General features: G+C 68.8%; 23 protein-coding genes and 1 riboswitch. Of the genes, 20 read left to right on the plus strand and 3 right to left on the minus strand.

Translation table 11 applies throughout. The features are described from left to right. Positions 1 to 10: 10 nt before the first annotated feature. The 7 genes from AC1D2O_RS10855 (at position 11) to AC1D2O_RS10885 (ending at position 8,117) form a co-directional block, all read left to right on the plus strand. A complete protein-coding gene (locus AC1D2O_RS10855; protein WP_478088990.1) occupies positions 11 to 1,141 on the plus strand; it encodes an acyl-CoA dehydrogenase family protein in 1,131 nt (376 codons plus the stop codon). 79 nt (positions 1,142 to 1,220) lie between these two features. After that, complete coding sequence (locus AC1D2O_RS10860; RefSeq protein ID WP_478088991.1) at positions 1,221 to 1,661, plus strand: YchJ family protein; 441 nt, start codon at positions 1,221 to 1,223, stop codon at positions 1,659 to 1,661. 221 nt (positions 1,662 to 1,882) lie between these two features. Continuing rightward, complete coding sequence (locus AC1D2O_RS10865) at positions 1,883 to 2,725, plus strand: DUF3047 domain-containing protein (RefSeq protein WP_478088992.1); 843 nt, start codon at positions 1,883 to 1,885, stop codon at positions 2,723 to 2,725. A 39-nt stretch (positions 2,726 to 2,764) separates the two neighbouring features. Further along, positions 2,765 to 3,751 carry a VTT domain-containing protein gene (locus tag AC1D2O_RS10870; protein ID WP_478156959.1) on the plus strand — a complete coding sequence of 329 codons (987 nt, stop codon included), beginning with the start codon at positions 2,765 to 2,767 and terminating at the stop codon, positions 3,749 to 3,751. Positions 3,752 to 3,778: 27 nt separating this feature from the next. Further along, positions 3,779 to 3,884: riboswitch (TPP riboswitch) on the plus strand. An 80-nt stretch (positions 3,885 to 3,964) separates the two neighbouring features. Next, positions 3,965 to 5,845, plus strand: coding sequence for a phosphomethylpyrimidine synthase ThiC (gene thiC, locus AC1D2O_RS10875; protein ID WP_478088994.1), 1,881 nt, complete (start codon positions 3,965 to 3,967; stop codon positions 5,843 to 5,845). A 195-nt stretch (positions 5,846 to 6,040) separates the two neighbouring features. Next, positions 6,041 to 6,733, plus strand: coding sequence for an HAD family hydrolase (locus AC1D2O_RS10880; protein WP_478088995.1), 693 nt, complete (start codon positions 6,041 to 6,043; stop codon positions 6,731 to 6,733). 7 nt (positions 6,734 to 6,740) lie between these two features. Next, a complete protein-coding gene (locus AC1D2O_RS10885) occupies positions 6,741 to 8,117 on the plus strand; it encodes a patatin-like phospholipase family protein (RefSeq protein WP_478156961.1) in 1,377 nt (458 codons plus the stop codon). 4 nt (positions 8,118 to 8,121) lie between these two features. On the opposite strand, the gene AC1D2O_RS10890 is transcribed toward AC1D2O_RS10885, so the two are convergent. Both AC1D2O_RS10890 and AC1D2O_RS10895 read right to left on the minus strand, forming a co-directional pair. Beyond that, positions 8,122 to 8,325, minus strand: a complete 204-nt coding sequence (locus AC1D2O_RS10890) for a hypothetical protein (protein ID WP_478088997.1) — start codon at positions 8,323 to 8,325, stop codon at positions 8,122 to 8,124. A gap of 74 nt (positions 8,326 to 8,399) precedes the next feature. Next, the gene (locus AC1D2O_RS10895; RefSeq protein WP_478088998.1) at positions 8,400 to 9,452 is read right to left on the minus strand and encodes an AraC family transcriptional regulator; all 1,053 of its coding nucleotides are present in this window, start codon (positions 9,450 to 9,452) and stop codon (positions 8,400 to 8,402) included. Between the two features lie 126 nt (positions 9,453 to 9,578). Here AC1D2O_RS10895 and AC1D2O_RS10900 point away from each other — a divergent pair, with 126 nt between their 5' ends. From AC1D2O_RS10900 to AC1D2O_RS10935, 8 genes are all read left to right on the plus strand, one after another. Next, on the plus strand, positions 9,579 to 10,751 hold the full coding sequence (locus AC1D2O_RS10900; protein WP_478156963.1) for an isovaleryl-CoA dehydrogenase: 1,173 nt from the start codon (positions 9,579 to 9,581) through the stop codon (positions 10,749 to 10,751). A gap of 10 nt (positions 10,752 to 10,761) precedes the next feature. Continuing rightward, a complete protein-coding gene (locus AC1D2O_RS10905; protein WP_478089000.1) occupies positions 10,762 to 12,465 on the plus strand; it encodes an AMP-binding protein in 1,704 nt (567 codons plus the stop codon). Further along, positions 12,462 to 14,066: a carboxyl transferase domain-containing protein gene (locus AC1D2O_RS10910; RefSeq protein ID WP_478156965.1), complete on the plus strand. Its 1,605-nt coding sequence runs from the start codon at positions 12,462 to 12,464 to the stop codon at positions 14,064 to 14,066. The genes AC1D2O_RS10905 and AC1D2O_RS10910 overlap by 4 nt, the downstream gene beginning before the upstream one ends. A gap of 5 nt (positions 14,067 to 14,071) precedes the next feature. Then, complete coding sequence (locus AC1D2O_RS10915; RefSeq protein ID WP_478089002.1) at positions 14,072 to 14,584, plus strand: DinB family protein; 513 nt, start codon at positions 14,072 to 14,074, stop codon at positions 14,582 to 14,584. Continuing rightward, on the plus strand, positions 14,581 to 15,375 hold the full coding sequence (locus tag AC1D2O_RS10920; RefSeq protein WP_478156966.1) for an enoyl-CoA hydratase/isomerase family protein: 795 nt from the start codon (positions 14,581 to 14,583) through the stop codon (positions 15,373 to 15,375). Before AC1D2O_RS10915 ends, AC1D2O_RS10920 begins: the two co-directional genes overlap by 4 nt. A gap of 13 nt (positions 15,376 to 15,388) precedes the next feature. Beyond that, a complete protein-coding gene (locus tag AC1D2O_RS10925; RefSeq protein ID WP_478094990.1) occupies positions 15,389 to 16,060 on the plus strand; it encodes a DUF4126 domain-containing protein in 672 nt (223 codons plus the stop codon). Positions 16,061 to 16,170: 110 nt separating this feature from the next. Further along, entirely contained in the window at positions 16,171 to 18,165 is a 1,995-nt protein-coding gene (locus tag AC1D2O_RS10930) for an acetyl/propionyl/methylcrotonyl-CoA carboxylase subunit alpha (RefSeq protein WP_478156968.1), read from the plus strand. A 21-nt stretch (positions 18,166 to 18,186) separates the two neighbouring features. Next, on the plus strand, positions 18,187 to 19,116 hold the full coding sequence (locus tag AC1D2O_RS10935; RefSeq protein WP_478086310.1) for a 2-hydroxyacid dehydrogenase: 930 nt from the start codon (positions 18,187 to 18,189) through the stop codon (positions 19,114 to 19,116). A gap of 57 nt (positions 19,117 to 19,173) precedes the next feature. Here AC1D2O_RS10935 and AC1D2O_RS10940 read toward each other — a convergent pair whose 3' ends face one another. After that, the gene (locus tag AC1D2O_RS10940; protein WP_478086305.1) at positions 19,174 to 20,202 is read right to left on the minus strand and encodes a DnaJ C-terminal domain-containing protein; all 1,029 of its coding nucleotides are present in this window, start codon (positions 20,200 to 20,202) and stop codon (positions 19,174 to 19,176) included. A 180-nt stretch (positions 20,203 to 20,382) separates the two neighbouring features. Between AC1D2O_RS10940 and AC1D2O_RS10945 the strand changes: the two genes are divergently transcribed. The 5 genes from AC1D2O_RS10945 to AC1D2O_RS10965 all read left to right on the plus strand — a co-directional run bounded on the left by AC1D2O_RS10945 (position 20,383) and on the right by AC1D2O_RS10965 (position 25,454). Beyond that, complete coding sequence (locus AC1D2O_RS10945) at positions 20,383 to 21,153, plus strand: IclR family transcriptional regulator (protein ID WP_478086304.1); 771 nt, start codon at positions 20,383 to 20,385, stop codon at positions 21,151 to 21,153. 34 nt (positions 21,154 to 21,187) lie between these two features. Beyond that, positions 21,188 to 22,168: a Bug family tripartite tricarboxylate transporter substrate binding protein gene (locus AC1D2O_RS10950; protein ID WP_478086302.1), complete on the plus strand. Its 981-nt coding sequence runs from the start codon at positions 21,188 to 21,190 to the stop codon at positions 22,166 to 22,168. 18 nt (positions 22,169 to 22,186) lie between these two features. Beyond that, positions 22,187 to 23,194: a Bug family tripartite tricarboxylate transporter substrate binding protein gene (locus tag AC1D2O_RS10955; RefSeq protein WP_478086301.1), complete on the plus strand. Its 1,008-nt coding sequence runs from the start codon at positions 22,187 to 22,189 to the stop codon at positions 23,192 to 23,194. Positions 23,195 to 23,252: 58 nt separating this feature from the next. After that, a complete protein-coding gene (locus AC1D2O_RS10960; protein ID WP_478086300.1) occupies positions 23,253 to 24,422 on the plus strand; it encodes an acyl-CoA dehydrogenase family protein in 1,170 nt (389 codons plus the stop codon). A gap of 111 nt (positions 24,423 to 24,533) precedes the next feature. Further along, positions 24,534 to 25,454, plus strand: coding sequence for a hydroxymethylglutaryl-CoA lyase (locus tag AC1D2O_RS10965; protein ID WP_478086299.1), 921 nt, complete (start codon positions 24,534 to 24,536; stop codon positions 25,452 to 25,454). The last annotated feature ends 79 nt before the right edge of the window (positions 25,455 to 25,533 follow it).

The following is a 25,533-nucleotide window of genomic DNA, read 5'->3' on the forward strand; positions in this document are numbered from 1 at the left end:
GGAACACGCCATGCTGCTCAGCGCCGACCAGGAAGCGATCCGCGATGCGGTGCGCGCCTTTGCCCAGGCCGAGCTCTGGCCCCACGCACCGCTGTGGGACCGCGAGCACAGCTTTCCGAAGGAGGCCCATGCCGGCCTGGCGGCGCTCGGCGCCTACGGCATCTGCGTGCCCGAGGAAGACGGCGGCGCCGGGCTGGACTACCTGACGCTGGCGCTGGTGCTCGAGGAGATCGCGGCCGGCGATGGCGGCACCAGCACCGCGATCAGCGTGACCAACTGTCCGGTCAACGCCATCCTGATGCGCTACGGCAATGCGCAGCAGAAGAAGCAGTGGCTGCAGCCGTTGGCGCAGGGCCGCATGCTGGGAGCCTTCTGCCTGACCGAGCCGCAGGCCGGCAGCGATGCCTCGTCGCTGCGCACCACGGCGCGCAAGGACGGCGGCGGCTGGGTGATCGACGGCGTCAAGCAGTTCATCACCAGCGGCAGGAACGGCCAGGTGGCGATCGTGATCGCGGTCACCGACAAGGGTGCGGGCAAGCGCGGCATGAGCGCCTTCATCGTGCCGACCGATGCCCCCGGCTACACCGTGGCGCGGCTCGAGGACAAGCTGGGCCAGCATTCGAGCGATACCGCGCAGATCAACTTCGACGGCTGTCGCGTTCCGCTTGAAAACCTGATCGGCCAGGAGGGCGAGGGCTACAAGATCGCGCTCGGCGCGCTGGAAGGCGGACGCATCGGCATCGCGGCGCAGAGCGTGGGCATGGCGCGCAGCGCCTTCGAGGTGGCGCTGGCCTACGCCAAGGAGCGCCAGGCCTTCGGCGCCAGCATCTTCGACCAGCAGGCGGTGGGCTTCAGGCTGGCCGATTGCGCGACCCAGCTCGAAGCCGCGCGCCAGCTGATCTGGCATGCGGCCAGCCTGCGCGATGCCGGGCGGCCCTGCCTCAAGGAAGCCGCCATGGCCAAGCTGTTCGCCAGCGAGATGGCCGAGCGCGTCTGCAGCGCGGCGATCCAGACGCTGGGCGGCTATGGCTACGTCAACGATTTTCCGCTCGAGCGCATCTACCGCGACGTCCGCGTGTGCCAGATCTACGAGGGCACTTCGGACATCCAGAAGCTGTTGATCCAGCGCGCCCTGGCCTGAGCCCGCCGCGGCGTCCGGGGGCGATTTCCGGGGGTCTGCACAATACGCCCTGGAACTTCCCCCTTTCACGCCTCCCTCAATGTCCGCATCCTCCCCCAGCCCCGCCCGTGTTCCCTGTCCTTGCGGGCGTCGTGACCGGCGAGAGCTGCCACTGGTTTTCGCCCAGTGCTGCGGGCGCTACATCGACGATTTCGGCCACACGCCGGCACCCGACGCCGAGTCGCTCATGCGCTCGCGCTACACGGCCTTCGTGCTCGAAAGGGCCGACTACCTGCTCGCGACCTGGCATCCCTCGACGCGCCCGGCCAGCCTGGACTTCGAAGCCGGCGTGAAATGGCTCGGCCTCGACGTGCGCTCGCGCTCCGTGCTGGACGCCGACCATGCAGAAGTCGAGTTCGTCGCCCGCCAGCGCAGCAGCGCCGGCGTGGCGACCCGGCTGCACGAGCGCAGCCGTTTCGTCCGCCAGGAGGACGACGCGCTGCAAAATCGTTGGTACTACCTCGACGGCGACCGTCACTGACTGATTCAGTCAGAAACAGCCGCTGACTGTTGCGCAGCCTTGGATGTTTGCTATGGATTTCATAGCGTCCGAGGCGGATTGTGTCCCGCAGGGAGACAGACCAATTCCTTTTGGGCTATTTATCTCGCGCCGCTCCTGCTCCACACTTCGCAGCTTGTGAGCGCTGCGCCGAAAGCGCAGCGCGAGCGCGTTCAACGGGCCACGGGGCCAAGAGGTGAATCATGGGCAGCAGGACGCTTCTTCGCACGGGAGACTGGCGGCGGCCGTGCACCGCGATGGCCCTGCCGGCCCTGGCCGCGCTGCTCTGGATGGCCGCGCCGCACGCGCGCGCGCAAGACAAGTCCGTGCTCACGCCCTTCTCGAGCGCGACCGGCGCCCAGGCGCCGGCGCCGTGGCACTTCACCACCTTGCCCAACAAGGTTCCGACCCGGTTCGAGGTCGAGCAACTCGAGGGCCAGCGCGTGCTCAAGGTCGACGCCAATGGCTCCTACGGCAATCTGGTCCACCCCGTCAGGGTGGAGCTCAACAGTCAGGCCACGCTGGCCTGGCGCTGGCGGGTCGAGGCGTTCGTCGAGGGCGCCGACCTGCGCACGCGCTCGGGTGACGATGGCGCCGCCAAGGTCTGCGTCTTCTTCGATTTTCCGGCCGACCGGCTGTCCGTCGGCGAGCGCACCCGTCTGTCGCTGGCGCGCCGCGCGACCGGCGAGGCGGTGCCGACCGAGACCCTGTGTTACGTCTGGGACAACAAGGAAGCCAAGGGCAACGCGTTCGACAACGCGTTCACGAAGCGCATCCGCATGGTCGTGCTCGAATCGGGCGCGGCGCCCAAGCCGGGCAGCTGGATCGCCGAACGGCGCAACCTGCTGACCGACTACAAGCGCGCCTTCGGCGACGAGGCCGGCGACCTCCTGCCCGACGTGACGGCGGTCGCCGTCTCGGCCGACGCCGACAACACGCACGGCCACGGCCTCGCCTATTTCTCGGACCTGGACCTGCGCGGCGCCCTGGCGACCCAGGTTGCCGGGCCGGCTCCCGCCGAGCGTCCTCCGACGCAGGGCCAGTAACAGCGCAGCATCTCATCGACTGTCAACGTCCCGAAAGCCATGAACGACTTTGTCGCACTCCTTGCCAGCCAGGGCGCCGCCCTGGTCTTCGCCGCCACGCTGGCGACGCGCCTCGGCGCGCCGGTGCCGGCGGTGCCCTTCCTGATCGTCGCCGGCGGGCTGACGGTCGGCGGGCAGGTGTCCTTCGTCGCGGTGGTGGTGGCGGCAGTGCTCGGCAACATCCTCGGCGATGGCGTCTGGTTCCTGGCCGGACGCCGCTGGGGCTACCGCGTGATGCGACTGCTCTGCCGCATCTCGCTGTCGCCCGACTCCTGCGTCAGGCGCAGCGAATCGATCCTCGGCCGCTGGGGCGGACTGTCGCTGATCGCAGCCAAGTTCGTGCCGGGGGTGTCGGTGGTGGCGCCGCCGATGGCGGGTGCGCTCGGCATGTCGAACCTGCGCTTCCTGTCCTATGAAACCGTGGCGGCGCTGATCTGGACGCTGGCCTTCCTGTTCGTCGGCCGGATCTTCCACGCCGCGATCCAGGACGTGCTGACCGTGATCTCCAACATCGGCCTGACCGCACTGGTGCTCGGCGTGCTGGCGCTGGCGGCATTCATCGGCTGGCGCTATCGCCAACGCCGGCTGGCGCAGCAGCAGGCCGACGACATCGAGCACATCCAGGTCGAGGCCTTGCGCGAAGCCCTGGCGGCGGGCGCCGGGCTGACGGTGATCGATGTGCGCTCCGACGAGGCGCGCGCCCTCGATGCGCGGGCGATCCCCGGCGCCATCGGCATCGGGCTCAAGCAGTTGCCGAAGCGGCTGGACACCTTTGCCGATGGGCGCGAGCTGGTGGTTTTCTGCGACTGCCCCGACGACGCCTCGGCGATCGCGGCGGCGCGCGTGCTGATGGCCGCCGGCCAGCCGCGGGTGCGCGTGCTGGCGGGCGGGCTGGACGCCTGGGTGGCGATGACTGCGGCCGACGCGTCCGGCGCCGCCGAGCCGAAGCGGGTGGTCGTTCCGCTGGCGGTTGCACGAACCGCTTGATCCTGCGGCCGCAGGCGGCCTAGAATCGGCCCCGCTCCGGGGTGCACGCAGACGCGTGCTGAGATGGCCAAGCGGCCAAACCCGCGAACTTGATCTGGTTCATACCAGCGTAAGAAGAGCTGCGACTCCCCGGCGCCCTCTCGTCCCTGAACGAGCGGTGCCGCAAGGAGGCATCGCGGAGCACCCGTTGATCCACAACCCGGAGTGCCCCGCATGAATGCCCACGACAAGTTCGCCTCCCTCCTCACGCTCACGCGCGAGCCCTTTCCCGCCTCGACCAAGGGCGTCATCGCCGGCGGCCGGCCCGACCTGCGGGTGCCGGTGCGCGAGGTTGCTCTGTCCAACGGCGAACAGGTTTCGCTCTACGACACTTCCGGCCCGTACACCGATCCGGCCGCCGACATCGATGTGCGTCGCGGGTTGCCTGGCGTGCGCGACGCCTGGATCGCCGAGCGCGGCGACACCGAGAGCTACGAAGGCCGGCTGCACCTGGCGCTTGACGACGGCGCGACGCACGCGGACCGCGACGCCCGGCGCATCGCCGAACTGCGCGCCGGCGCCGCCGCACTGCAGCGCACGCCGCGGCGTGCGAAGTCCGGCGCCAACGTGACGCAGATGCACTACGCGCGGCGCGGCATCGTCACGCCCGAGATGGAGTACGTGGCGCTGCGCGAGAACGGCCGCCGCGAATGGATGGCCGAGTACATGGCCGACGAGGCGCGCGAGAAGCGGCTGGCCGGCAACCCGATGGGCGCCCGCATCCCGAAGATCATCACGCCCGAATTCGTGCGCGAGGAGGTGGCGCGCGGCCGCGCCATCATCCCGGCCAACATCAACCACCCGGAAGTCGAGCCGATGGCGATCGGGCGCAACTTCAAGGTCAAGATCAACGCCAACATCGGCAACTCGGCCGTCACCTCGAGCATCGAGGAAGAGGTCGAGAAGCTGGTCTGGGCGATCCGCTGGGGCGCCGACAACGTGATGGACCTCTCCACCGGCCGCAACATTCACACCACGCGCGACTGGATCGTGCGCAACAGCCCGGTGCCGATCGGCACGGTGCCGATCTACCAGGCGCTGGAGAAGGTCGGCGGCGTGGCGGAAGACCTGACCTGGGAGATCTACCGCGACACGCTGATCGAGCAGGCCGAGCAGGGCGTCGACTACTTCACGATCCATGCGGGGCTGCGGCTGCCCTTCATCCACCTCACGGCCGACCGGCGCACCGGCATCGTCTCGCGCGGCGGCTCGATCATGGCCAAGTGGTGCATCTCGCACCACAGGGAGAGCTTCCTGTACACGCACTTCGAGGACATCTGCGAGATCATGAAGGCCTACGACGTGAGCTTCTCGCTCGGCGACGGCCTGCGCCCCGGCTGCGCCTCGGACGCCAACGACGAGGCCCAGTTCGCCGAACTGCGCACGCTGGGCGAGCTGACGCAGATCGCCTGGAAGCACGACGTCCAGACCATGATCGAAGGCCCGGGCCATGTGCCGATGCACCTGATCCAGGCCAACATGGACGAGCAGCTCAAGCACTGCCACGAGGCGCCGTTCTACACGCTGGGCCCGCTGACGATCGACATCGCGCCGGGCTACGACCACATCGCCAGCGCGATCGGCGCCGCGATGATCGGCTGGGCCGGCACCGCGATGCTGTGCTACGTGACGCCCAAGGAGCACCTGGGCCTGCCGGACCGCGACGACGTCAAGCAGGGCATCATCGCGTACAAGATCGCGGCCCATGCGGCCGACGTGGCCAAGGGGCACCCGGGAGCGCGCTCGCGCGACGACGCGCTGTCCAAGGCGCGCTTCGAGTTCCGCTGGCAGGACCAGTTCAACCTCGGCCTGGACCCCGACACCGCGCGCGAGTTCCACGACGAGACCTTGCCCAAGGACAGCAGCAAGGTGGCGCACTTCTGCTCGATGTGCGGCCCGAAGTTCTGCTCGATGAAGATCACGCAGGAGGTGCGCGAGTACGCCGCCCAGCGCGGCATCGAGGCCGGCGATGCGGTCGAGGATGGCATGGCCGGCAAGTCGGCCGAGTTCAAGGCGGCCGGCGGCGAGATCTACATTCCGATCCAGCCGGCCTGAAATGAAACATCCCCCGAAGCGCCTGCGGCGCCTCCCCCCCTCAAGGGGGGCGATACCAGTGGCCCGGCAAAGCCGGTTCCGCGGTATCCCTGGCATTGGTCTGCGCCGGTTTCATGCGACGCAGGTCACGCGAACGCCTGGTGAAGCACTGAGTCGTCATGCCTCTGTGGGGGCGACGTTGTTACGATCGCTCCCATGAAAGCTCCACCCTTCGACGCCGTCCTGTTCGACTGCGACGGCGTCCTGGTCGACTCCGAACCCATCACCAACCGCGTGCTCGCCGAGATGCTGGGCGAACTCGGCTGGAAGCTCAGTACCGAGGAGTCGATGCGCATCTTCACCGGCAAGGCGGTCAAGGACGAGGCCGCGCTGATCGAGGCGAACACCGGCTTCGCGATCACGCCCGAGTGGCTGCACGGCTTTCGCGGCCGCCGCAACGAGGCGCTCGAGCGCGACCTGCTGGCCATTCCCAACGCCGCGCTGGCCGTGCGCGCCCTGCATGCGGCGCTGGACGGCCGCATCGCCTGCGCTTCAGGGGCCGATCGCCACAAGGTGGAATTGCAGCTCGAGAAGATCGGGCTGCTCGATTGCTTCGAGGGCCGCATCTTCAGCGGCCACGAAACCCCGCGTTCCAAGCCCGCCCCCGACGTCTACCTGGCCGCCGCGGCCGCGCTCGGCATCGACCCGGCGCGCTGCGCCGTGGTCGAGGACACGGTGACCGGGGCGATGGCCGGCATCGCTGCCGGCGCCACCGTGTTCGGCTACAGCCCGACCGACCTGGGCCACAGCGGGCCCGAAGCGCTGCGTGCCGTCGGCGTGGCGCATGTCTTCACGGACATGGAACAACTGCCGTCGCTGCTGGCCGACTGGCGCCCCGCGTTCGCCTGACCCCCCGATGCACGGCCTGCGCGCGCTCTGTGGTCTGCTGATCGCTGCCTGCGTGGCGGGCTGTTCATCGCTGAGGCCGTGGCTCAACGACCCCCTGGCCGACCGGCCGCCGTCGCTGTCCGTCATCATGGCGCCGGAGTCGGGCCGGGATCCGACGATCCTGGTGGCCGTCACGCTGTCCGGCGGCGGTGCGCGCGCCGCTGCGTTCGGCTATGGCGTACTGGCCGAGCTGCGACGCACCACGTTCGATCTGAACGGCCGGCACAGCGACCTGCTCGACGCCACCGACGTGATCAGCGGCGTCTCGGGCGGCAGCATCCTCGCGGCCTACTATGCGGCCTTCGGCGCCGAGAAACTGCCCGATTTCGAACGCGATTTCCTGCGCCAGAATTTCCAGAACAGCCTGATCCTGCAGGCGCTGAGGCCGCGCAGCCTGTACGACCTGACCTCGCCGTGGTACGGGCGCAGCCATCTGCTGATGCGCCGGCTCGACGAGATCTACGAGGGCAAGACCTACGCCGACGTCGAGAGCAGCCCGCGCCACCCGCAACTGGTGATCGCCGCCACCGACATGTCGCTGGGCACGCCCTTCGAGTTCACCGCCGACCAGTTCGCGCTGATCTGCTCGGACCTGCAGAGCGTGCCGTTGTCCTTCGCGGTCGCGGCCTCGTCGGCGGTGCCGATCCTGCTGAGTCCGCTGACGCTGAAGAACCATTCGCAGGTCTGCCGCGAGCGCGGCATCGTGCCGCGGCTGGCCGTCCGGGGCGGCGGCAACTACCGGGCCCGCATGTTCCGCATGCAGGCCAACAGCTACCTCGACGCCCAGAGCCGGCCCTTCATCCACCTGGTCGATGGGGGCGTGGCCGACAACCTCGCGGTGCGGCGGCTGCTCGACCGCGCGCTGGTCGGCGGCGGCTTGCGCGAGAGCTTCGAGGAAGTCGGAATTCCGCGCGGCAGCGTGCGCAAGCTGGTGGTCATCAGCGTCAATTCGGCGCGCGACCCGGCCAACAACATCGACCAGAGCGATACCGTGCCGGGTTTCCGGGCGGTGGCCGACACCCTGCTGTTCGGTGCCGGCGCGCGCGCGACCCTGGAAACACAGGAGTTCCTGCTCGACACCGCGCGCCAATGGCGTGAAGACCTCAAGTCACGCAGCCCCGAAGCTTCGGATGCCTTCGCGCCCGACGCCGAGATCCACGTGGTGCAGGTCAACCTGCGCGATGCCGCGGATGGCGAGCTGCGTCAGCGGCTGCTGCAGGTGCCGACCGCGTTCTCGATCACCGATGAAGAGGTGACGCGGCTGATCGCGGCGGGGCGCAGCGTGCTGCAGCGCTCGCCCGAATTCCGGGCATTGAAGAGATCGCTGGGCGCGGCCCAGGACTGAAGGCTCAGGCGTTGCCGCGCGGCAGCGAGGCCTTGGCCATCGTGGTGAGCGAGAGCGTCATCGCCTGGGCCCGGTCGGCCCACATGTGCGACACCAGCGGGTCCGCGTTTTCGGTCACGAAGCCCTGGTTGCGGGTCCGCCCCGAGGTGGCGATGAAGTCCATCAGGTCGGCGAAAGCCGAGCTGTCGGTGTCTGGAATCTGCTGCATGCGGCGATCGTAGGCTGCGGCGGGCCGCCTGCGCGTCGGACGCTGCCCTTTCTGGCCTTCCCGGGCGCACTATTTCACGGATTCCCGGCCCCGCTGCGCGGCGGCAGGCCGTGCCGCCGGAACGTGCCGGGGGCGACGCCGGCCCAGCCCCGGAATGCGCGAGAGAAGCTTTTCTCATTGCGAAATCCGACCGCCAGCGCGATCTGCTTGATCGGGCGGTCGGTCCGCCGCAACTGGTCGGCCGCCGTTTCGTGCCGGATCTCGTCCTTGAGCGCCTGCAGCGACAGGCCCTCTTCCATCAGCTGGCGGTGCAGGGTGCGGCTCGACAGGTTCAGCAGGGCCGCCAGGGCGTCGGCGGTGGCGGCTTCGGCGGCGCGGCTGCGCAACAGTTCGCGCACCCGCTGCCCGAGCAGTCGGTCGCGGCGGTATTGCAGCACCGTGAGCGGCAGGGCTCGCCGCAGCATGGTGCGCAGCGCCGCCTCGTCGCGCCGCAGCGGCAGCGCCAGGTAGCGGGGGTCGAAGCTGTAGCCGGCCTTGGCGGCCCCGAAGCGCAGGCTGCCGCCGAACATCAGGGGATAGGCCTCGCGGTGCGGCGGCGCCTCGAACGGAAAGGTGGTGGCGCCGAGCGACACCCGCGAATCGATGGCCCAGCAGGCGTAGCCATGGAGGAAGCGCAGGTTCGACACCAGGCAGAACTCGCGCAAGTCGCCCAGCGACCGGTGCTCGGTGATCGACACCGTCGCCACGCCGCCGGCCAGCGAGAGGTCGAGCGTGATGTCGTCGGTCAGCAGCCGCAGGTGCCGGCACCAGCGCTTGATCGCCACGCCCAGGTCGGGCGCGCCCAGCGACGCCCGGCACAGCATGCCGTAGCTGCCCCAGGGCAGCTTGCGCTGGAACCAGCCGAGCGCCTCGTCGTCGAGCTGCTGCATCGCGAAGCCGGACAGCGCCTCGAATTGCGCCGCGGTCACGCGGGCGGCCGGATCGGCGACTTCATGCGGCGCGATCTGTGCCTCGGCCAAGGCCGCCGAAGGGTCGACGCCATAGCGCTCGTAGCCCCGCACGATCGCTCGCACGAAGGCCATCGGCGTGGCCGCGCGGCGGGTACTCTGGAGCGGTGACGAAGGCATGCTGGCGTGCGGTCGAGGTGGCGCGATTTGCAACCATTGTGGCGCCAAATGCACCGGCACACGGCGTAAGCTGCGCCTTTCCGCGCGACAGTTGCGCGCGGGCCCGACCGACCAAGGAGACAAACCATGCACGATCCCGGCCTGAACTTCGACCTGGGCGACACCATCGATTCCCTGCGCGACGCGATCCAGAACTTCGCCGCCGACGAGATTGCACCGCGTGCGGCGGACATCGACCGCGACAACCAGTTCCCGGCCGACCTCTGGAAGAAGCTCGGCGACCTCGGCCTGCACGGCATGACCGTCAAGGAAGAGTACGGCGGCACCGAGCTCGGCTACCTCGCGCACATCGTCGCGATGGAAGAAGTCTCGCGCGCTTCGGCCTCGGTCGGGCTTTCCTACGGCGCACACTCCAATCTCTGCGTCAACCAGATCCACCGCAACGGCAGCGCGGCGCAGAAGAAGAAGTACCTGCCCAAGCTGGTGAGCGGCGAGCACGTGGGCGCACTGGCGATGAGCGAACCCAATGCCGGCTCCGACGTGGTGAGCATGAAGCTGCGCGCCGAGAAGAAGGGCGACCGCTACGTGCTCAACGGCGGCAAGATGTGGATCACCAACGGCGGCGACGCCGACACGCTGGTGATCTACGCCAAGACCGAGCCCGAGATGGGCGCCCGCGGCATGACCGCCTTCATCGTCGAGAAGGGCTTCAAGGGCTTCTCGGCCGGCACCAAGCTCGACAAGCTCGGCATGCGTGGCTCCAACACCTTCCCGCTCTACTTCGACAACTGCGAGGTGCCGGAGGAGAACGTGCTGGGCGGCGAGGGCCTGGGCGCCAAGGTGCTGATGAGCGGCCTCGACTTCGAGCGCGCCGTGCTGTCGGGCGGTCCGCTGGGCATCATGGCGGCCTGCATGGACGCGGTGCTGCCCTTCGTCCACGAGCGCCAGCAGTTCGGCCAGAGCATCGGCGAGTTCCAGTTGATGCAGGGCAAGCTGGCCGACATGTATTCGACCTGGCAGGCCACGCGCGCCTACGTCTATGCCGTCGGCAAGGCCTGCGACCGCAGCGACCATGCGCGCACCTTCCGCAAGGATGCGGCCGGCGCGATCCTCTATTCGGCCGAGAAGGCGACCTGGATGGCCGGCGAGGCGATCCAGGCGCTGGGCGGCGTGGGCTACACCAATGAGTTTCCGGTCGGCCGGCTGTGGCGCGACGCCAAGCTGTACGAGATCGGCGCCGGCACCAGCGAGATCCGGCGCATGCTGATCGGCCGCGAGCTGTTCGCCGAAACCGCCTGAAGGAGTTGCCATGACCTTGACGCGCAGCCTGGCGCAGGGCGCCACCGACGTGACGTTGATCGAACAGACCCTCGGCGACTTCTTCGACGACATGGCCGCGCGGCAGGGCGACCACGAGGCGTTGGTCAGCGTGCACGAGGGCAAGCGCTACAGCTACCGCGAACTGCAGCGCGAGGTCAACCGGCTGGCCAGCGCCCTGCTCGGGCTGGGGCTGGCGCCCGGCGACCGCGTCGGCATCTGGTCGCACAACAATGCGCCCTGGGTGCTGATGCAGCTGGCCACCGCCAAGGTCGGCATCATCCTGGTCAACATCAACCCGGCCTATCGCACCTCGGAGCTCGAGTACGCGCTCAACAAGGTCGCGTGCAAGGCGCTGGTGACGATGAAGAGCTTCAAGACCAGCGACTACGTCGGCATGCTGCGCGAGCTGGCGCCCGAGCTGGCTGCGGCGGCGCCCGGCGCACTGAAGGCCGCCCGGCTGCCGCACCTGCGCACGGTGGCCTGGATCGATGCGGCCGGCGAAGAAGGCGAGCTGCCGGGGCTGCTGCGCTTCTCGGCGCTGCACGACAGCGGCCGCGCCGACGACCCGCAGGTCGACGCGATCGCGAAGACGCTCAAGGCCACCGACCCGATCAACATCCAGTTCACCAGCGGCACCACCGGCTTCCCGAAGGGCGCCACGCTGACGCACCGCAACATCCTGAACAACGGCTTCTTCATCGGCGAGTGCATGAAGCTCACGCCGGTCGATCGCCTCTGCATCCCGGTGCCGCTCTACCACTGCTTCGGCATGGTGCTGGGCAACCTGGCCTGCCTCACGCACGGCGCGACCATCGTCTACCCGAACGACGGCTTCGACCCGCTGGCGGTGATGCGGACGGTGCAGGCCGAGAAATGCACCGGGCTGCACGGCGTGCCGACCATGTTCATCGCCGAACTCGACCACCCGCGCTTCAAGGAGTTCGACTTCTCGACCTTGCGCACCGGCATCATGGCCGGATCGCCGTGTCCGACCGAGGTCATGAAGCGGGTGGTCGACCAGATGCACCTGCGCGACATCACCATCGCCTACGGCATGACCGAGACCAGTCCGGTGAGCTGCCAGAGCTCGACCGACACGCCGCTCGCCAAGCGCGTGTCCACCGTCGGCATGGTGCAGCCGCACCTGGAAATCAAGGTCATCGATCCGGTGACGGGCGAGATCGTCGCGCCGGGCGAGACGGGCGAGTTCTGCACGCGCGGCTACTCGGTCATGCACGGCTACTGGGAAGACGAGGAGAAGACTCGCGAAGCCATCGATGCAGACGGCTGGATGCACACCGGCGACCTCGCCACCATGGACGCCGAGGGCTACGTCAACATCGTCGGCCGCATCAAGGACCTGGTGATCCGCGGCGGCGAGAACATCTACCCGCGCGAGATCGAGGAGTTCCTGTACCGCCACCCCAAGGTGCAGGACGTGCAGGTGGTCGGCCTGCCCGACAGGAAATACGGCGAGGAGCTCTGCGCCTGGATCATCGCCAAGCCGGGCCAGAGCCTGAGCGCCGACGAGGTGCGCGAGTTCTGCAAGGGGCAGATCGCGCACTACAAGGTGCCGAGGTACATCGAGTTCGTGACCGAGTTTCCGATGACGGTCACGGGCAAGATCCAGAAGTTCAAGATTCGCGAAGCAATGAAGCACCAACTGGGACTGGACGAGGACAAGACCGCATGAAGCTGGACACGAAACTCAATGCCCGCTCGGCGGAATTCCAGGCCAATGCCAGCGCCATGCGCGCACTGGTCGACGACCTGCACGCGCAGTTCGCCAAGGTCGAGGCCGGCGGCGGCGAGGCCGCGCGCAGCAAGCACACGGCGCGCGGCAAGCTGCTGCCGCGCGACCGCGTGGCGCAACTGCTCGACCCGGGCACGCCCTTTCTCGAAGTGGCCCCGCTCGCCGCGCATGCGATGTACCACGGCGCGGCGCCGGGCGCGGGCCTGATCGCGGGCATCGGCCGGGTCAGCGGCGTCGACTGCATGATCGTCTGCAACGACGCCACGGTGAAGGGCGGCACCTACTACCCGGTCACGGTCAAGAAGCACCTGCGCGCGCAGGAGATCGCCGAGCAGAATCGCCTGCCCTGCATCTACCTGGTCGACTCCGGCGGCGCCAACCTGCCGAACCAGGACGAGGTGTTTCCGGACCGCGACCACTTCGGCCGCATCTTCTACAACCAGGCCCAGATGAGCGCGCAGGGCATCGCCCAGATCGCGGTCGTGATGGGTTCCTGCACCGCCGGCGGCGCCTACGTGCCGGCGATGAGCGACGAAAGCATCATCGTCAAGAACCAGGGCACCATCTTCCTGGGCGGCCCGCCGCTGGTGAAGGCGGCCACCGGCGAGGTCGTCACCGCCGAGGACCTGGGCGGCGGCGACGTCCATACGCGGCTGTCGGGCGTGGCCGATCACCTGGCGCAGAACGACCTCCATGCGCTGGCGCTGGCGCGCGCGGCGGTGAAGAATCTAGGCGACAACCGGGCGCAGGCGCCCGGTCCTTCCGTGGTCAGCGCCCCCGTCTACCCTGCGGAGGAACTGTATGGCGTGATCCCGGTCGACACCCGCAAGCCCTTCGACGTCCGCGAGATCATCGCCCGCGTCGTCGACGGCAGCGAGTTCCACGAGTTCAAGTCGCGCTTCGGCAGCACGCTGGTCTGCGGCTTCGCCGAGATCGAGGGCATGCCGGTGGGCATCGTCGCCAACAACGGCATTCTCTTCAGCGAGTCGGCGCAGAAGGGCGCCCACTTCATCGAGCTGTGCTGCCAGCGCAAGACGCCGCTGGTGTTCCTGCAGAACATCACGGGCTTCATGGTCGGTCGCAAGTACGAGAACGAGGGCATCGCGCGCCACGGCGCCAAGATGGTGACCGCGGTGGCCACGGCCAACGTGCCCAAGTTCACCATCATCATCGGCGGCAGCTTCGGCGCCGGCAACTACGGCATGTGCGGGCGCGCGTACTCGCCGCGCTTTCTCTGGATGTGGCCCAACGCGCGCATCAGCGTGATGGGCGGCGAGCAGGCCGCGAGCGTGCTCGCCACCGTCAAGCGCGACGGCATCGAGGCCAAGGGCGGGCAGTGGAGCGCGGAGGAGGAAGAAGCCTTCAAGTCGCCGATCCGCCAGCAGTACGAGGTCCAGGGCCATCCCTACTACGCCACCGCGCGGCTGTGGGACGACGGCATCATCGACCCGGCCGACACCCGCCGCGTGCTGGCGCTGGGCCTGGCTGCGTCGCGCAATGCGCCGATCCCCGAGCCGAAGTTCGGCATCTTCCGCATGTGAGCGCCATGACGTTGCCGAACTACTTCTCCAGCCTCGCGCGCTACCACGTCTGGGCCACGCAGAAGCTGATCGCTTCGAACCTCGCGGGCCTGTCCGATGCGGACTGGCACCGCGACTGCGGCCTCTACTTTCGCTCGGTGCACCGCACGGTCAACCACCTGCTGCTGACCGACACGATCTGGTTCGCGCGCTTCGCCGAAGGCAAGTCGCTGCGCCTGCCGCTCGACACCGAACTGCACACGGGCCGCGGCGAGGTCTGCGAGGCGCTTGGCGAGGCCGTCACGCGCTGGAGCCCCTGGCTCTCGAGCCTGGCGCCGGAGCGCTTCGATGGCGATCTGGCCTATACGCGCAACAATGGCGAGGAGGTGCGCATTCCGTTCGCGCCGGCGCTCGGCCATGTCTTCAACCATGCGACCCATCACCGCGGCCAGCTCACCGCCGCGCTGACCGCGATGGTCCAACCCGGGGCCGAGCTGGACTGGGTCTATCTGCTGCAACAGGAAGCGAGAACGACATGAGCACGTCCTTCACCAAGCTCGGCCTGTCGATCGAGGGCGCGATCGCGCGCATCTGGCTCGACCAGCCCGATGCGCGCAATGCCTTCGACGACGTCGTGATCGCCGAGCTGACGCAGGCCTTCACCGAAGCCGGCGCTTCGCCGCAGGTCAGGGCCGTCGTGCTCGGCGCGAACGGCCCGGCCTTCTGTGCGGGCGCCAACCTGAACTGGATGCGGCGCATGGCCGACTACACGCGCGACGAGAACATCGCCGACGCGGGCAAGCTGGCGGCGATGCTGCGCACCATCGCTGAATGCCCCAAGCCCACCCTCGCGCGCGTGCAGGGCGATGTCTATGCCGGTGGCATGGGGCTGGTCGCGGCCTGCGACATCGCGGTCAGCGTCGACACCGCCTGGTTCTGCCTGAGCGAGGTCAGGATCGGCCTGGTGCCGGCGACCATCAGCCCCTACGTGCTGCGCGCGATGGGCACCCGCGCGGCGCAGCGCTGGTTCCTCACGGCCGAGCGCTTCGCGGCGGCCGAGGCGCATCGCATCGGTCTCGTGCACGAGGTGGTGGCGGCCGATGCGCTCGATGCCAAGGTCGCCGAGGTCGTCAAGGCGCTCACCAGCGCCAGCCCGGCCGCGGTGCGCGCCTGCAAGACCCTGATCGCCGACGTGGCGGGACGCGAGATCGACGATGCGCTGGTGGCGAAGACCGTGCAGGGCATCGCCGACATCCGCGCGAGTGAGGAAGGCCGCGAGGGTGTCCAGTCGTTCCTGCAAAAGCGCAAGCCTTCGTGGTTGAACGGTTGATACGGATCGTCTCATGACCTCGCTCGACATGCCGCAACTGCTCGCACTGGCCGCCGCGCTGGGCTGGGCCAGCGGCGTGCGGCTCTATCTGGTCGTGCTGCTGACCGGATTGGCCGGCTACCTCGGGTGGCTGCCGCTGCCGAGCGGCCTTCAGCTGCTGGCGCATCCGGTCGTGATCGCGGCCAGCGGCTTCATGGTCTTCGTCGAGTTCTTCGCCGACAAGATTCCGGGCCTCGATTCGATCTGGGACATGGTCCACACCGCGATCCGCATTCCCGCGGGGGCCGCGCTCGCGGCCGGCGTGTTCGGCGCCGATCACGCGGCGATGGCGCTGGTGGCGGCCCTGCTCGGCGGCGGCTTCGCGGCCACGGCGCATGCGGCCAAGGCGACCACCCGGGCCGCGATCAACACCTCGCCCGAACCCTTCAGCAATGTCGGCGCCTCGCTGGTCGAGGACACGATGGTGCCGGCCGGCCTCTGGCTGGCGGTCGCGCATCCGCTGGTGTTCGGCCTTCTCTTCATCGTCGTGCTGGTGCTCAGCGTCTGGCTGATCCGAAAGAGCTGGCGCTTCCTCAAATCCTTGTTCGGCCGCGTGGCGCGCATCTTCAGCGGTCGGGCCGACCCCGGCGTGGTGCCCGCCTTCCAGCTCAAGAAGAACCCTCCTGGAGACTCATCGAATGTTTAACAAGATCCTGATCGCCAACCGGGGCGACCAGCCGCGAAGCGGCGCAGCGGCGCAGCCACATTGCATGGCACGCGAAGCGTGCGAAGGCGATTTCACCGCGGAGACGCACCATGTTTAAGAAGATCCTCATCGCCAACCGCGGTGAAATTGCCTGCCGGGTGGCCGCGACTGCGCGCCGCATGGCCATCCGCACGGTCGCCGTGTATTCCGACGCCGACGCCCACGCCAACCACGTGCGGGCCTGCGACGAATCGGTGTACCTCGGCGGCAGCGCGCCCAAGGAGAGCTACCTGCGCTGGGAGAAGATCCTCGAGGCCGCCAAGGCCACGGGCGCCGAGGCGGTGCATCCGGGCTACGGCTTCCTGAGCGAGAACGAGGAATTTGCGCAGGCCTGCGCCGATGCCGGCCTGGTCTTCGTCGGCCCGCCGCCGTCGGCGATCAAGGCGATGGGGCTGAAGGCGGAGTCGAAGCAGCTGATGGAGAAGGCCGGCGTGCCGCTGGTGCCCGGCTACCACGGCAGCGACCAGGACCCGGCGCTGCTGCAGCGCGAGGCCGACAGCATCGGCTATCCGGTGCTGATCAAGGCCAGCGCGGGCGGCGGCGGCAAGGGGATGCGCGTGGTCGAGAAGACGGGCGATTTCGCCGCCGCGCTGGCCTCCTGCCGGCGCGAGGCGATCAACAGCTTCGGCGACGACGCGGTGCTGATCGAGAAGTACGTGCAGCGGCCGCGCCACATCGAGATCCAGGTGTTCGGCGACACGCACGGCAACTACGTCTACCTGTTCGAGCGCGACTGCTCGGTGCAGCGGCGGCACCAGAAGGTGCTGGAGGAGGCGCCCGCACCCGGCATGACGGAAGCCATGCGCAAGCAGATGGGCGAGGCCGCGGTGGCCGCGGCGCGGGCGGTGAACTACGTCGGCGCCGGCACGGTGGAATTCATCGTCGAGCAGCGTTCGAACGGCGAGATGAATTTCTTCTTCATGGAGATGAACACCCGGCTGCAGGTGGAGCATCCCGTGACCGAGGCCATCACCGGCCTGGACCTGGTCGAATGGCAGCTGCGCGTGGCCTCGGGCGAAGCACTGCCGCTGAAGCAGGACCAATTGCAGATCCATGGCCATGCGATCGAGGCGCGGATCTGCGCCGAGAACCCGGACAACAACTTCCTGCCCGCCACCGGCACCCTGCGGGTCTATCGCAAGCCGCAGGCCACCGCCTTCCAGCGCAGCCGCGTGCGCATCGACGACGGCGTGCGCGAGGGCGACGTGATCTCGCCCTTCTACGACTCGATGATCGCCAAGCTGATCGTGCACGGTGCCACGCGCGAGGAAGCCCTGGCGCGGCTCGACCTGGCGCTGGCGCAGACCCACATCGTGGGCGTTGCGACCAACGTGCAGTTCCTGCGCGGCATCCTGCGCACCGACTCGTTCGCGCATGCGAAGCTCGACACCGCGCTGATCGAGCGCGAGCGCGCGGTGCTGTTCGACCAGGAACCGCTGGGCCTGCCGCTGGCGGCCGCGGCATCGATCGCGCGCACGCTGCTGGCCGAGGCGGCGACGGCCAGCGCCGATCCGTTCAGCCGCCGCGACGGCTGGCAATCGCACGGCGTCGCGGTGCGGCCCTTCGAGTTCGAGTTCCGCGGCGAGCCCAAGAGCGCCACGCTGCGCTACCTGCACGATGGCGCGCTCTCGCTGCAGGTCGGCGAGGTCTCGGGCCCGCTGGTGATCGGCAGCTTTCCGTCGGGCGAGCTCGAACTGCAGTTCGATGGCCGGCGCCACACGCTCAACGTCTACCCGGACGAGGCCACGGCCTATGTGTTCGGCGCGCAGGGCGCGACCAGGATCGTCGCCATCGACCGGCTGGCCCATGCCGGCGAGACGCATGCCGAGGGCGGGCGCCTCACGGCGCCGATGCCCGGCAAGGTGGTGTCCTTCGCGGTCAAGGCCGGCGACAAGGTCAGCCGCGGCCAGCCGCTGGCCGTGATGGAGGCGATGAAGATGGAGCACACGATCGCGGCGCCGGCCGATGGGACGGTCGAGGAGCTGCTGTATGTGCCGGGCGACCAGGTCACGGAGGGGGCAGAGTTGTTGCGCATCGCGGCTTAAGCTTCGGGAATGACCTCCCCCATTCGAATCACCGTCTGCCTGACCGACAACCGCCCTGATCCCTGGATCGAGGGCCTCCGCGCCGCTCTGCCCGAAGCCGAGGTGGAGAACTGGGCGCCGGGCGCCGCGCCCGCCGACCATGCCGTGGTCTGGACGCCGCCGCAGCAGTTCCTCGACGAGCAGCCGGGCCTGCGCGGGCTGTTCAACATCGGCGCCGGTGTCGACGCGCTGCTCAAGCTCAAGGTGGCGCCGCAGACGAAAGTGGTCCGGCTCGACGACGCCGGCATGTCGGTGCAGATGGCCGAGTACGTCTGCCATGCGCTGATCCGGCATTTCCGCGAGTTCGACGCCTACGAGGCCGAGGCCCGCGCGGGCCGCTGGAGCTACCGCAAGCCGCGCGAGCGCAGCGACTTCGCGGTCGGCGTGATGGGGCTCGGTGTGCTCGGCGAACGCGTGGCCAAGGCGGTGGCGCAGTTCGAGTTTCCGGTCAACGGCTGGAGCCGTTCACCCAAGCACACCGACGGCGTGCGCTGCTTCGCCGGCGATGCTGAATTGGATGCCTTCCTCGGCGCCAGCCGCGTGCTCGTGAACCTGCTGCCGCTGACCCCCGGGACGCGCGGCATCCTGAATCGCGAGACGCTCTCGAAGCTCAATGGCGGGCGGCCCGGCGGCTACCTGATCAACGTGGCGCGTGGCGCCCACCTGGTCGACGACGACCTGATCCCGCTGCTCGACAGCGGCCAGCTCGCCGGCGCCACGCTCGATGTCTTCGAGGTCGAGCCGTTGCCGGCCGGGCATCCGTTCTGGAGCCATCCGAAGATCACGGTGACGCCGCATGGGTCGGCACGCACCGAGCGCGACGCTTCGATCGCGCAGATCGCCGGCAAGATCCGGGCGATGGAGCAGGGTGCGCCGATCGCGGGTGTGGTGGACGTCGAGCGCGGCTACTGAGCCGGCTTCGGGAGCTTCGCTGCGGCTCCTTGAAGCTGCCGCGCATGGCGCCGCAGGTCAGCGGCGGCGTCCCGACAGGCCGCGTTCCCAGGCCTTCATGCCCCGGCTCCAGTTGCGCAGTCGGTCGTCCAGGGCGTGGGCGCTGGTGGCCAGCAACTGGTCGAGCAGGATCTCCTGGTCGGTGCTGAGCGTGTCCGGAAAGATCGGCAGCACCGTGATCCACTGGTCGCCGCGCGCTCCTCGGCGCTCGATCGGAAAGCCCTGGCCGTCGAGGCGGTACGACAGCCGGTCGCGCTGGAGCTGCAGCGCTTGCAAGCCGGTGACGGTCGGCACCTGGATCGGCCGGTTGGCAATCCAGGCGAAGCCGTCGACTGGGACCTCGCAGCGGATGGTGCCGTCGTCATCGAGCTGGAAGAACGCGTGCGGCGCCACTTCGACGCGGATTTCCAGATCGGCGGGCGGCAGGTTCTTGCGCGCGTGTCCGCCGCCGACATGCAGCAGATCGCCGTGGCGCACGCCGCTCGGAATGCGCACGTTGACCTGGTAGCTGCGCGCCGCCGTTTTGCCGGCGCCTTCGCATGCCGGGCACAGCTGCCTCGCGATCCCGCCGCCCAGGCAGGCCTCGCATTCGGTCACGCCGCCGGGCCAACCGAAGAAAGAGCGCTTGGGAATCGCGCCCGAGCCGCCGCAATGCGCGCAATGGCCGCCGAGCACCCGGTGTCCGGCACCCGCGCAGGTGGAACAAATCTCGGTCACCTTGCCGCGCAGCACCTTGATGCAGCCGATCGCCGCTTCCTCGAGCGTGAGCTTGACCTTGCGGCTGATCGGGCGGCGCGGCCGGCCCGATGCGGGTTCGTGCTTCGGGGGCTCATCTTCGTCGACTCCGCTGCTTGCTGTGCGAAGCAGCCCGGCGCGGCGGATTTCCTCGAAGGCCTGGTTGATGCGCTGCATCTTCGCGACGGCGTCGGCGTCGTCGTTGCGGTCCGGATGCCATTGCGAAACCAACCGGCGCCATGCCGCCTTGACCTCGCTCCCGGTCGCGTCGGATGCCAAGCCCAGCTCGGCGAAAGCGTTCTCGGTAGCCAATTCGACGTCCTCGTGCAGGCCAGGAAAGATGACGGCCGGTCGGTTTGGATGTTAGCCGAAGGCGCTCGCTTTCAATGTGAGTCGTTCGCCGCTCGTCATGCGGTCGCATTGCCGGTGTGACCGGGTCCGCTCCGGACAAACCCTGCTGCGTTGATCTTTCTCATACATGAAAATAAATTCATGAGTGTGAAGACGGCATGGCGTGTGATCGAGATCATCGAGGCCTTCGCGCAGGAGAAGCAGCCGCTCGCGCTGTCCGAGATGGCGCGCCTTCTGGACATGCCCGTGTCATCCTGCCTGGGATTGATCCGCACCCTCGAGGAGCGCGGCTACGTCTACGAGACGGGGCGGCGCCAGGGCTACTACCCGACCAGCCGGTTGCTGGCGATGGCACAGGTGATCTCGGCGCACGACCCGGTGCTCGACCGCGTCAAGCCGGCCCTGCAGGAACTGCGCGACGCGGCGCGCGAGACGGTGGTGTTCGGCAAGCTGCGCGAGGGCGGGCAGGTGGTCTATCTCGAAGTGGTCGAGGCGCCGCAGAGCATCCGCTACACGGCCGCGGCCGGCGAGACCCGGGCGGCCTATGCGAACTCGCTGGGCCGCGCGCTGCTGTCCACCCTGTCCGCCGAAGCGCGCAGCAAGACCCTGAAAGGCATGAAGCTCGCGCGCCTCACCGACTCGACGCTGAGTTCCGCCGCGGCCCTCGCCAAGGAAATAGAAGGCTCGGCCGCCCGTGGCTGGTACGGCAACCTGGGCGAGAGCATTCCCGACCTCGCGGGCATTGCCTGGCCGGTGCACATCGGCGGCCAGGCCTATGCGGTGTCCGTCGCCGGCCCGCGCTACCGCGTGGAGCCGCGCATCGAAGAGATCGCCGCGATGCTGCGTGCCGCCTGCCGCTCGATCGAGGACCCGCACCGCGACGCCGCCACGCAGCCGTCAAGGACACGGTGACCGCCCGCTGCGGTCTTTTCAGGGGGGAGTCCACATGAAAAAGAGCATTTCACGGCGCCGGCTGATGCTGGGCCTGGCCGTGCTGGGTTGCCTGGCCGGCCCGGCCGCCTGGGGCAGCGAGGCCTATCCGAGCCGATCGATCCGCCTGGTGGTGCCGTTCTCGCCGGGCGGTGCCACCGACATCGTGGCGCGCATGCTGTCGCAGAAATTGTCCGAAGGGCTCAAGCAGCCGGTGGTGATCGACAACAAGCCGGGCGCCAACGGCATCATCGGCACCGACCTGGTCGCGCGCGCCGCGCCCGACGGCTACACCCTGCTGCTGAACACGGCCGGCGCCCAGGTGCTGAGCCCGGTGCTCTACAAGGCGCCCTATGAACCCCTCGCCAGCTTTGCGCCGATCAGCCTGATCAGCAACATCGGCCTCGTGATGGTGGTGCATCCCTCGGTGCCGGCCTCGACGCTGCAGGAGTTCATCGCGCTGGCCCGCACAGGCACGCGGCCGATGAGCTTCTCGGCCGGCAGCAGCATGATCGGATTGATCGGCGAGCAGTTCAAGGCCAGCATCGGCGTGCCCGGCATGGTCAACGTGCCGTACAAGGGCACCGGGCCGCAGATGCAGGCCGTGGTGGCCGGCGAGGTCGACATGACGATCGACCCTTTCAATGCGGTGCAGATGATCCGTGCCGGCAAGCTGCGCCCGCTGGCCGTGCTGTCGCCGCAGCGCTCGCCGACGCTGCCGCAGGTGCCGACGATGCAGGAGGCCGGCGTCGAGGGCATGAACTTCAGCTCGTGGGCCGGCTTGCTGGCCCCGGCCGGCACGCCGCCGGCGATCGTCCAGCGCCTGCACGCCGAAGTGGTCCGGATCCTGGCGCTGCCCGAGGTCCGCGAGCAGTTGGCGCGGATCGACTACGAGCCGGTCGGCGGCAGCCCCGAGCAGTTCGCCGCCACCATCACCGAAGACTCGGCGCGCTGGGCGCGGCTCGTGAAGGACAGCAACTTCAAGGCGACGCCCTGAGGCCGACCGGAGACCGGCATGCAGACGATCGACCAGGACTCGGCAAGGCACGCTCGCCGCCGCTTCGTCGCCCTCGGCGCCGGGGCCGGCCTGGGCGTCGCGGTGCCATGGGCCTTCGCGCAGGAGGCCAGCTACCCGAAGCAGCCGATCTGGCTGGTGGTGCCGTTCGCGGCCGGCAGCGGCACCGACGCGGTGGCGCGCATCACGGCGCAGCTGCTCGGCGAGGCGCTCAAGGGCTCCGTGATCGTCGACAACCGGGCCGGCGCGAACGGCGTGATCGCGGCCGAGGCGGTGGCCAAGGCAGCGCCCGATGGCTACACGCTGTTCATGACGACCAACACCACGCACTCGGCCAACCCGAGCCTGTTCAAGCGCCTGCCCTACGACCCGGTCAAGGACTTCACGCCGGTCAGCCGCATGGGCAACCTGCCGTTCATGCTGGTGGTCAACAACGATCTGCCCGTCAAGAGCGTGGAAGAACTGCTGGCCTGGGGCCGCGCGAATCCGGGCAAACTCAGCTACGCCAGCGGCAACAGCACCGGCATCGTGAGCGGCGCCACGCTGTCGCGCATGAGTGGCATCCCGATGCTGCACGTGCCTTACAAGAGCACGCCGCCGGCCATCGCCGACCTGATCGGCGGGCAGGTGTCGATGATGGTGGTCGACCTCGCGGCCGGCCTCGCGACGGTCAACGCCGGCCGCATGCGCGCCATCGCGGTCACGACGCAGGAGCGCACGAAGCTGTTCCCCGAGCTGCCGCCGCTGGCCGACACGCCCGAGCTCAAGGGCTTCGACATCACCTCCTGGAACGGCGTCTATGGGCCGGCCGGCATGCCGAAGGAGATCGTCGCGAAGCTCAACCAGGCGCTGGCCGGCATGGCCAACAGTGCGGCCTTTCGCGAGCGCGTCGGCAAGCTCGGCTTCGACGCCTTCGGCAGCACGCCCGAGGAGCTGGGCAGCTTCACGGTGGCCGAGCTGGGCAAGTGGAAGAAGCTGATCCAGGCCGCGGGCATCCAGCCCGAATGAGCGCAGAAAACACAACGGCCGCAGGCGCGAGCAGTCCTCATCCCACCGAAAACCCGACATGAACTTCTCTCTGAACGACGACCAGCGCGCGCTGGTGGCGGCCATCGAACGGCTGTGCCAGGACTTCCCCGCCGACTACTGGCGCGAGCATGACGACAGCGCCACCTTCCCGCATGAATTCCACCGCGCCGTGGCCGCCAGCGGCTGGCTCGGCATCGCGATGCCCGAGGCGCAGGGCGGGGCCGGACTGGGCATCACCGAGGCGGCGCTGATGATGCGCGCCATCAGCGCCTCGGGCGCCGGCATGTCGGGCGCCTCGGCGATCCACATGAACATCTTCGGACTCAACCCGGTGGTGGTGTTCGGCAGCGAAGCGCAGCGCCAGCGCTTCCTGCCGCCGCTGATTTCGGGTGAGCAGAAGGCCTGCTTCGCGGTCACCGAGCCCGACGCCGGCCTCGACACCACGCGACTCAAGACCCAGGCCCTGCGGCAAGCCGATGGCGGCTATCTGATGCATGGCCGCAAGATCTGGATCTCGACCGCGCAGGTCGCCGACCGGATGTTGATCCTGGCGCGCACCACGCCGCTCGAAGAAGTGAAGAAGCCGACCCAGGGCCTGACGCTGTTCTACACCGCACTGGACCGCAGCCGGGTCGAGGTGCGCGAGATCCACAAGCTCGGCCGCGCCGCGGTCGACTCCAACATGCTGTTCATCGACGGGCTCGAAGTGCCCGAGGCCGACCGCATCGGCGAAGAGGGCAGGGGCTTCGAGTACATCCTGCACGGCCTGAATCCCGAGCGCATCCTGATCGCGGCCGAAGCCGTGGGCCTGGGCCGCGCGGCGCTGCGCATCGCGGCGCAGTACGCCAGGGAGCGGGTGGTGTTCGGCCGGCCGATTGGCCAGAACCAGGGCGTGGCCCATCCGCTCGCGCGCGCCTGGGCCAACGTGGAGGCGGCCGACCTGATGGTCTTCAAGGCGGCCGCGCTGTACGACGCCGGCGAGCCTTGCGGCATCGAGGCCAACACGGCCAAATACCTGGCGGCCGAAGCCGCGCACGATGCCTGCCAGAACGCCATCCTCACGCTCGGCGGGATGGGCTACGCGAAGGAATACCATGTCGAGCGCCTGCTGCGCGAGAGCTACATTCCGCGCATCGCGCCGGTCAGCCCGCAGATGATCCTCAACTTCATTGCCGAAAAGGCCCTGGGCCTGCCCAAGTCCTACTGAGACATGGCGGGATAGACCCAGAAATCGCGCAGCAATTCCTGCTCGGTCCTCAACGGGTCGGATGCGGTAGAAAATAGCGGCTGCATCTTCTTCATCGACCACGAGCGCCCCATGAAACTTCCCTCCAGAGTCAAGATCGTCGACGTCGGCCCGCGCGACGGCCTCCAGAACGAGAAGCAACCGGTGTCGGCCGAGATCAAGATCGGCCTCGTGCACCGCCTGCAGGAGGCCGGCGTCAGGGAGATCGAGGTCACCAGCTTCGTCTCGCCCAAGTGGGTGCCGCAGATGGCCGACAACGCCGAAGTCATGCACGGCATCCGGCGCAAGCCCGGCGTGCGCTACTCGGTGCTGACGCCGAACATGAAGGGCTTCGAGGCCGCCATCGCCGCGCCGCGCGCCGAATGGCCCGACGAGATCGTGGTCTTCGGCGCCGCCAGCGAGGCCTTCAGCCAGCGCAACATCAACTGCTCGATCGCCGAGAGCATCGAGCGCTTCCGGCCGGTGGTCGCGGCGGCGCGCGAGCACGGCATCTACGTGCGCGGCGCGATGTCTTGCGCCGTGGGCTGCCCCTACGAGGGCGAGATCGCGCCCTCGCGCGTCGAGCTGCTGGCCGGCCTCATGAAGGAGATCGGCGTGCAGCACGTGGGCGTGGCCGACACCATCGGCGTCGGCACGCCGCTGAAGGTGCAGCGCGCCATCGAGGCGACCCTCAAGCACTACGGCATCGACGACATCTCGGGCCACTACCACGACACCTACGGCCAGGCGCTGGGCAACACGCTGGCCAGCCTGGAGATGGGCGTCTGGCAGTACGACACCTCTTCCGCCGGGCTCGGCGGCTGCCCGTATGCCAAGGGCGCGACCGGCAACGTCGCGACCGAGGACGTGGTCTACATGCTGCACGGCATGGGCATCGAGACCGGCATCGACCTCGACCTGCTGATCGACGCCGGCGTCTACATCAGCGAAGCGCTCGGGCGCGAGCCGAATTCGCGCGCCTCGAAGGCGATCCGCACGAAGAGGTCCGCATGAGCGTCGCCGGGCCGCTCCCAAGACGCGAAGGCCCCCTCGGGGGGCAGCGCAGCACACGCAGTGGCAAGCGTGGGGGCCG

The organism is Variovorax sp. P1_G12 (genome assembly GCF_056405555.1).

Bases quoted from the DNA above. Each gene is read 5' to 3' on its own strand.
- AC1D2O_RS10855 (WP_478088990.1), top strand. From the start codon at position 11: ATGCTGCTCAGCGCCGACCAGGAAGCGATCCGCGATGCGGTGCGCGCC.
- AC1D2O_RS10860 (WP_478088991.1), top strand. From the start codon at position 1,221: ATGTCCGCATCCTCCCCCAGCCCCGCCCGTGTTCCCTGTCCTTGCGGG.
- AC1D2O_RS10865 (WP_478088992.1), top strand. From the start codon at position 1,883: ATGGGCAGCAGGACGCTTCTTCGCACGGGAGACTGGCGGCGGCCGTGC.
- AC1D2O_RS10870 (WP_478156959.1), top strand. From the start codon at position 2,765: ATGAACGACTTTGTCGCACTCCTTGCCAGCCAGGGCGCCGCCCTGGTC.
- thiC (WP_478088994.1), top strand. From the start codon at position 3,965: ATGAATGCCCACGACAAGTTCGCCTCCCTCCTCACGCTCACGCGCGAG.
- AC1D2O_RS10880 (WP_478088995.1), top strand. From the start codon at position 6,041: ATGAAAGCTCCACCCTTCGACGCCGTCCTGTTCGACTGCGACGGCGTC.
- AC1D2O_RS10885 (WP_478156961.1), top strand. From the start codon at position 6,741: ATGCACGGCCTGCGCGCGCTCTGTGGTCTGCTGATCGCTGCCTGCGTG.
- AC1D2O_RS10890 (WP_478088997.1), bottom strand. From the start codon at position 8,325: ATGCAGCAGATTCCAGACACCGACAGCTCGGCTTTCGCCGACCTGATG.
- AC1D2O_RS10895 (WP_478088998.1), bottom strand. From the start codon at position 9,452: ATGCCTTCGTCACCGCTCCAGAGTACCCGCCGCGCGGCCACGCCGATG.
- AC1D2O_RS10900 (WP_478156963.1), top strand. From the start codon at position 9,579: ATGCACGATCCCGGCCTGAACTTCGACCTGGGCGACACCATCGATTCC.
- AC1D2O_RS10905 (WP_478089000.1), top strand. From the start codon at position 10,762: ATGACCTTGACGCGCAGCCTGGCGCAGGGCGCCACCGACGTGACGTTG.
- AC1D2O_RS10910 (WP_478156965.1), top strand. From the start codon at position 12,462: ATGAAGCTGGACACGAAACTCAATGCCCGCTCGGCGGAATTCCAGGCC.
- AC1D2O_RS10915 (WP_478089002.1), top strand. From the start codon at position 14,072: ATGACGTTGCCGAACTACTTCTCCAGCCTCGCGCGCTACCACGTCTGG.
- AC1D2O_RS10920 (WP_478156966.1), top strand. From the start codon at position 14,581: ATGAGCACGTCCTTCACCAAGCTCGGCCTGTCGATCGAGGGCGCGATC.
- AC1D2O_RS10925 (WP_478094990.1), top strand. From the start codon at position 15,389: ATGACCTCGCTCGACATGCCGCAACTGCTCGCACTGGCCGCCGCGCTG.
- AC1D2O_RS10930 (WP_478156968.1), top strand. From the start codon at position 16,171: ATGTTTAAGAAGATCCTCATCGCCAACCGCGGTGAAATTGCCTGCCGG.
- AC1D2O_RS10945 (WP_478086304.1), top strand. From the start codon at position 20,383: ATGAGTGTGAAGACGGCATGGCGTGTGATCGAGATCATCGAGGCCTTC.
- AC1D2O_RS10950 (WP_478086302.1), top strand. From the start codon at position 21,188: ATGAAAAAGAGCATTTCACGGCGCCGGCTGATGCTGGGCCTGGCCGTG.
- AC1D2O_RS10955 (WP_478086301.1), top strand. From the start codon at position 22,187: ATGCAGACGATCGACCAGGACTCGGCAAGGCACGCTCGCCGCCGCTTC.
- AC1D2O_RS10960 (WP_478086300.1), top strand. From the start codon at position 23,253: ATGAACTTCTCTCTGAACGACGACCAGCGCGCGCTGGTGGCGGCCATC.
- AC1D2O_RS10965 (WP_478086299.1), top strand. From the start codon at position 24,534: ATGAAACTTCCCTCCAGAGTCAAGATCGTCGACGTCGGCCCGCGCGAC.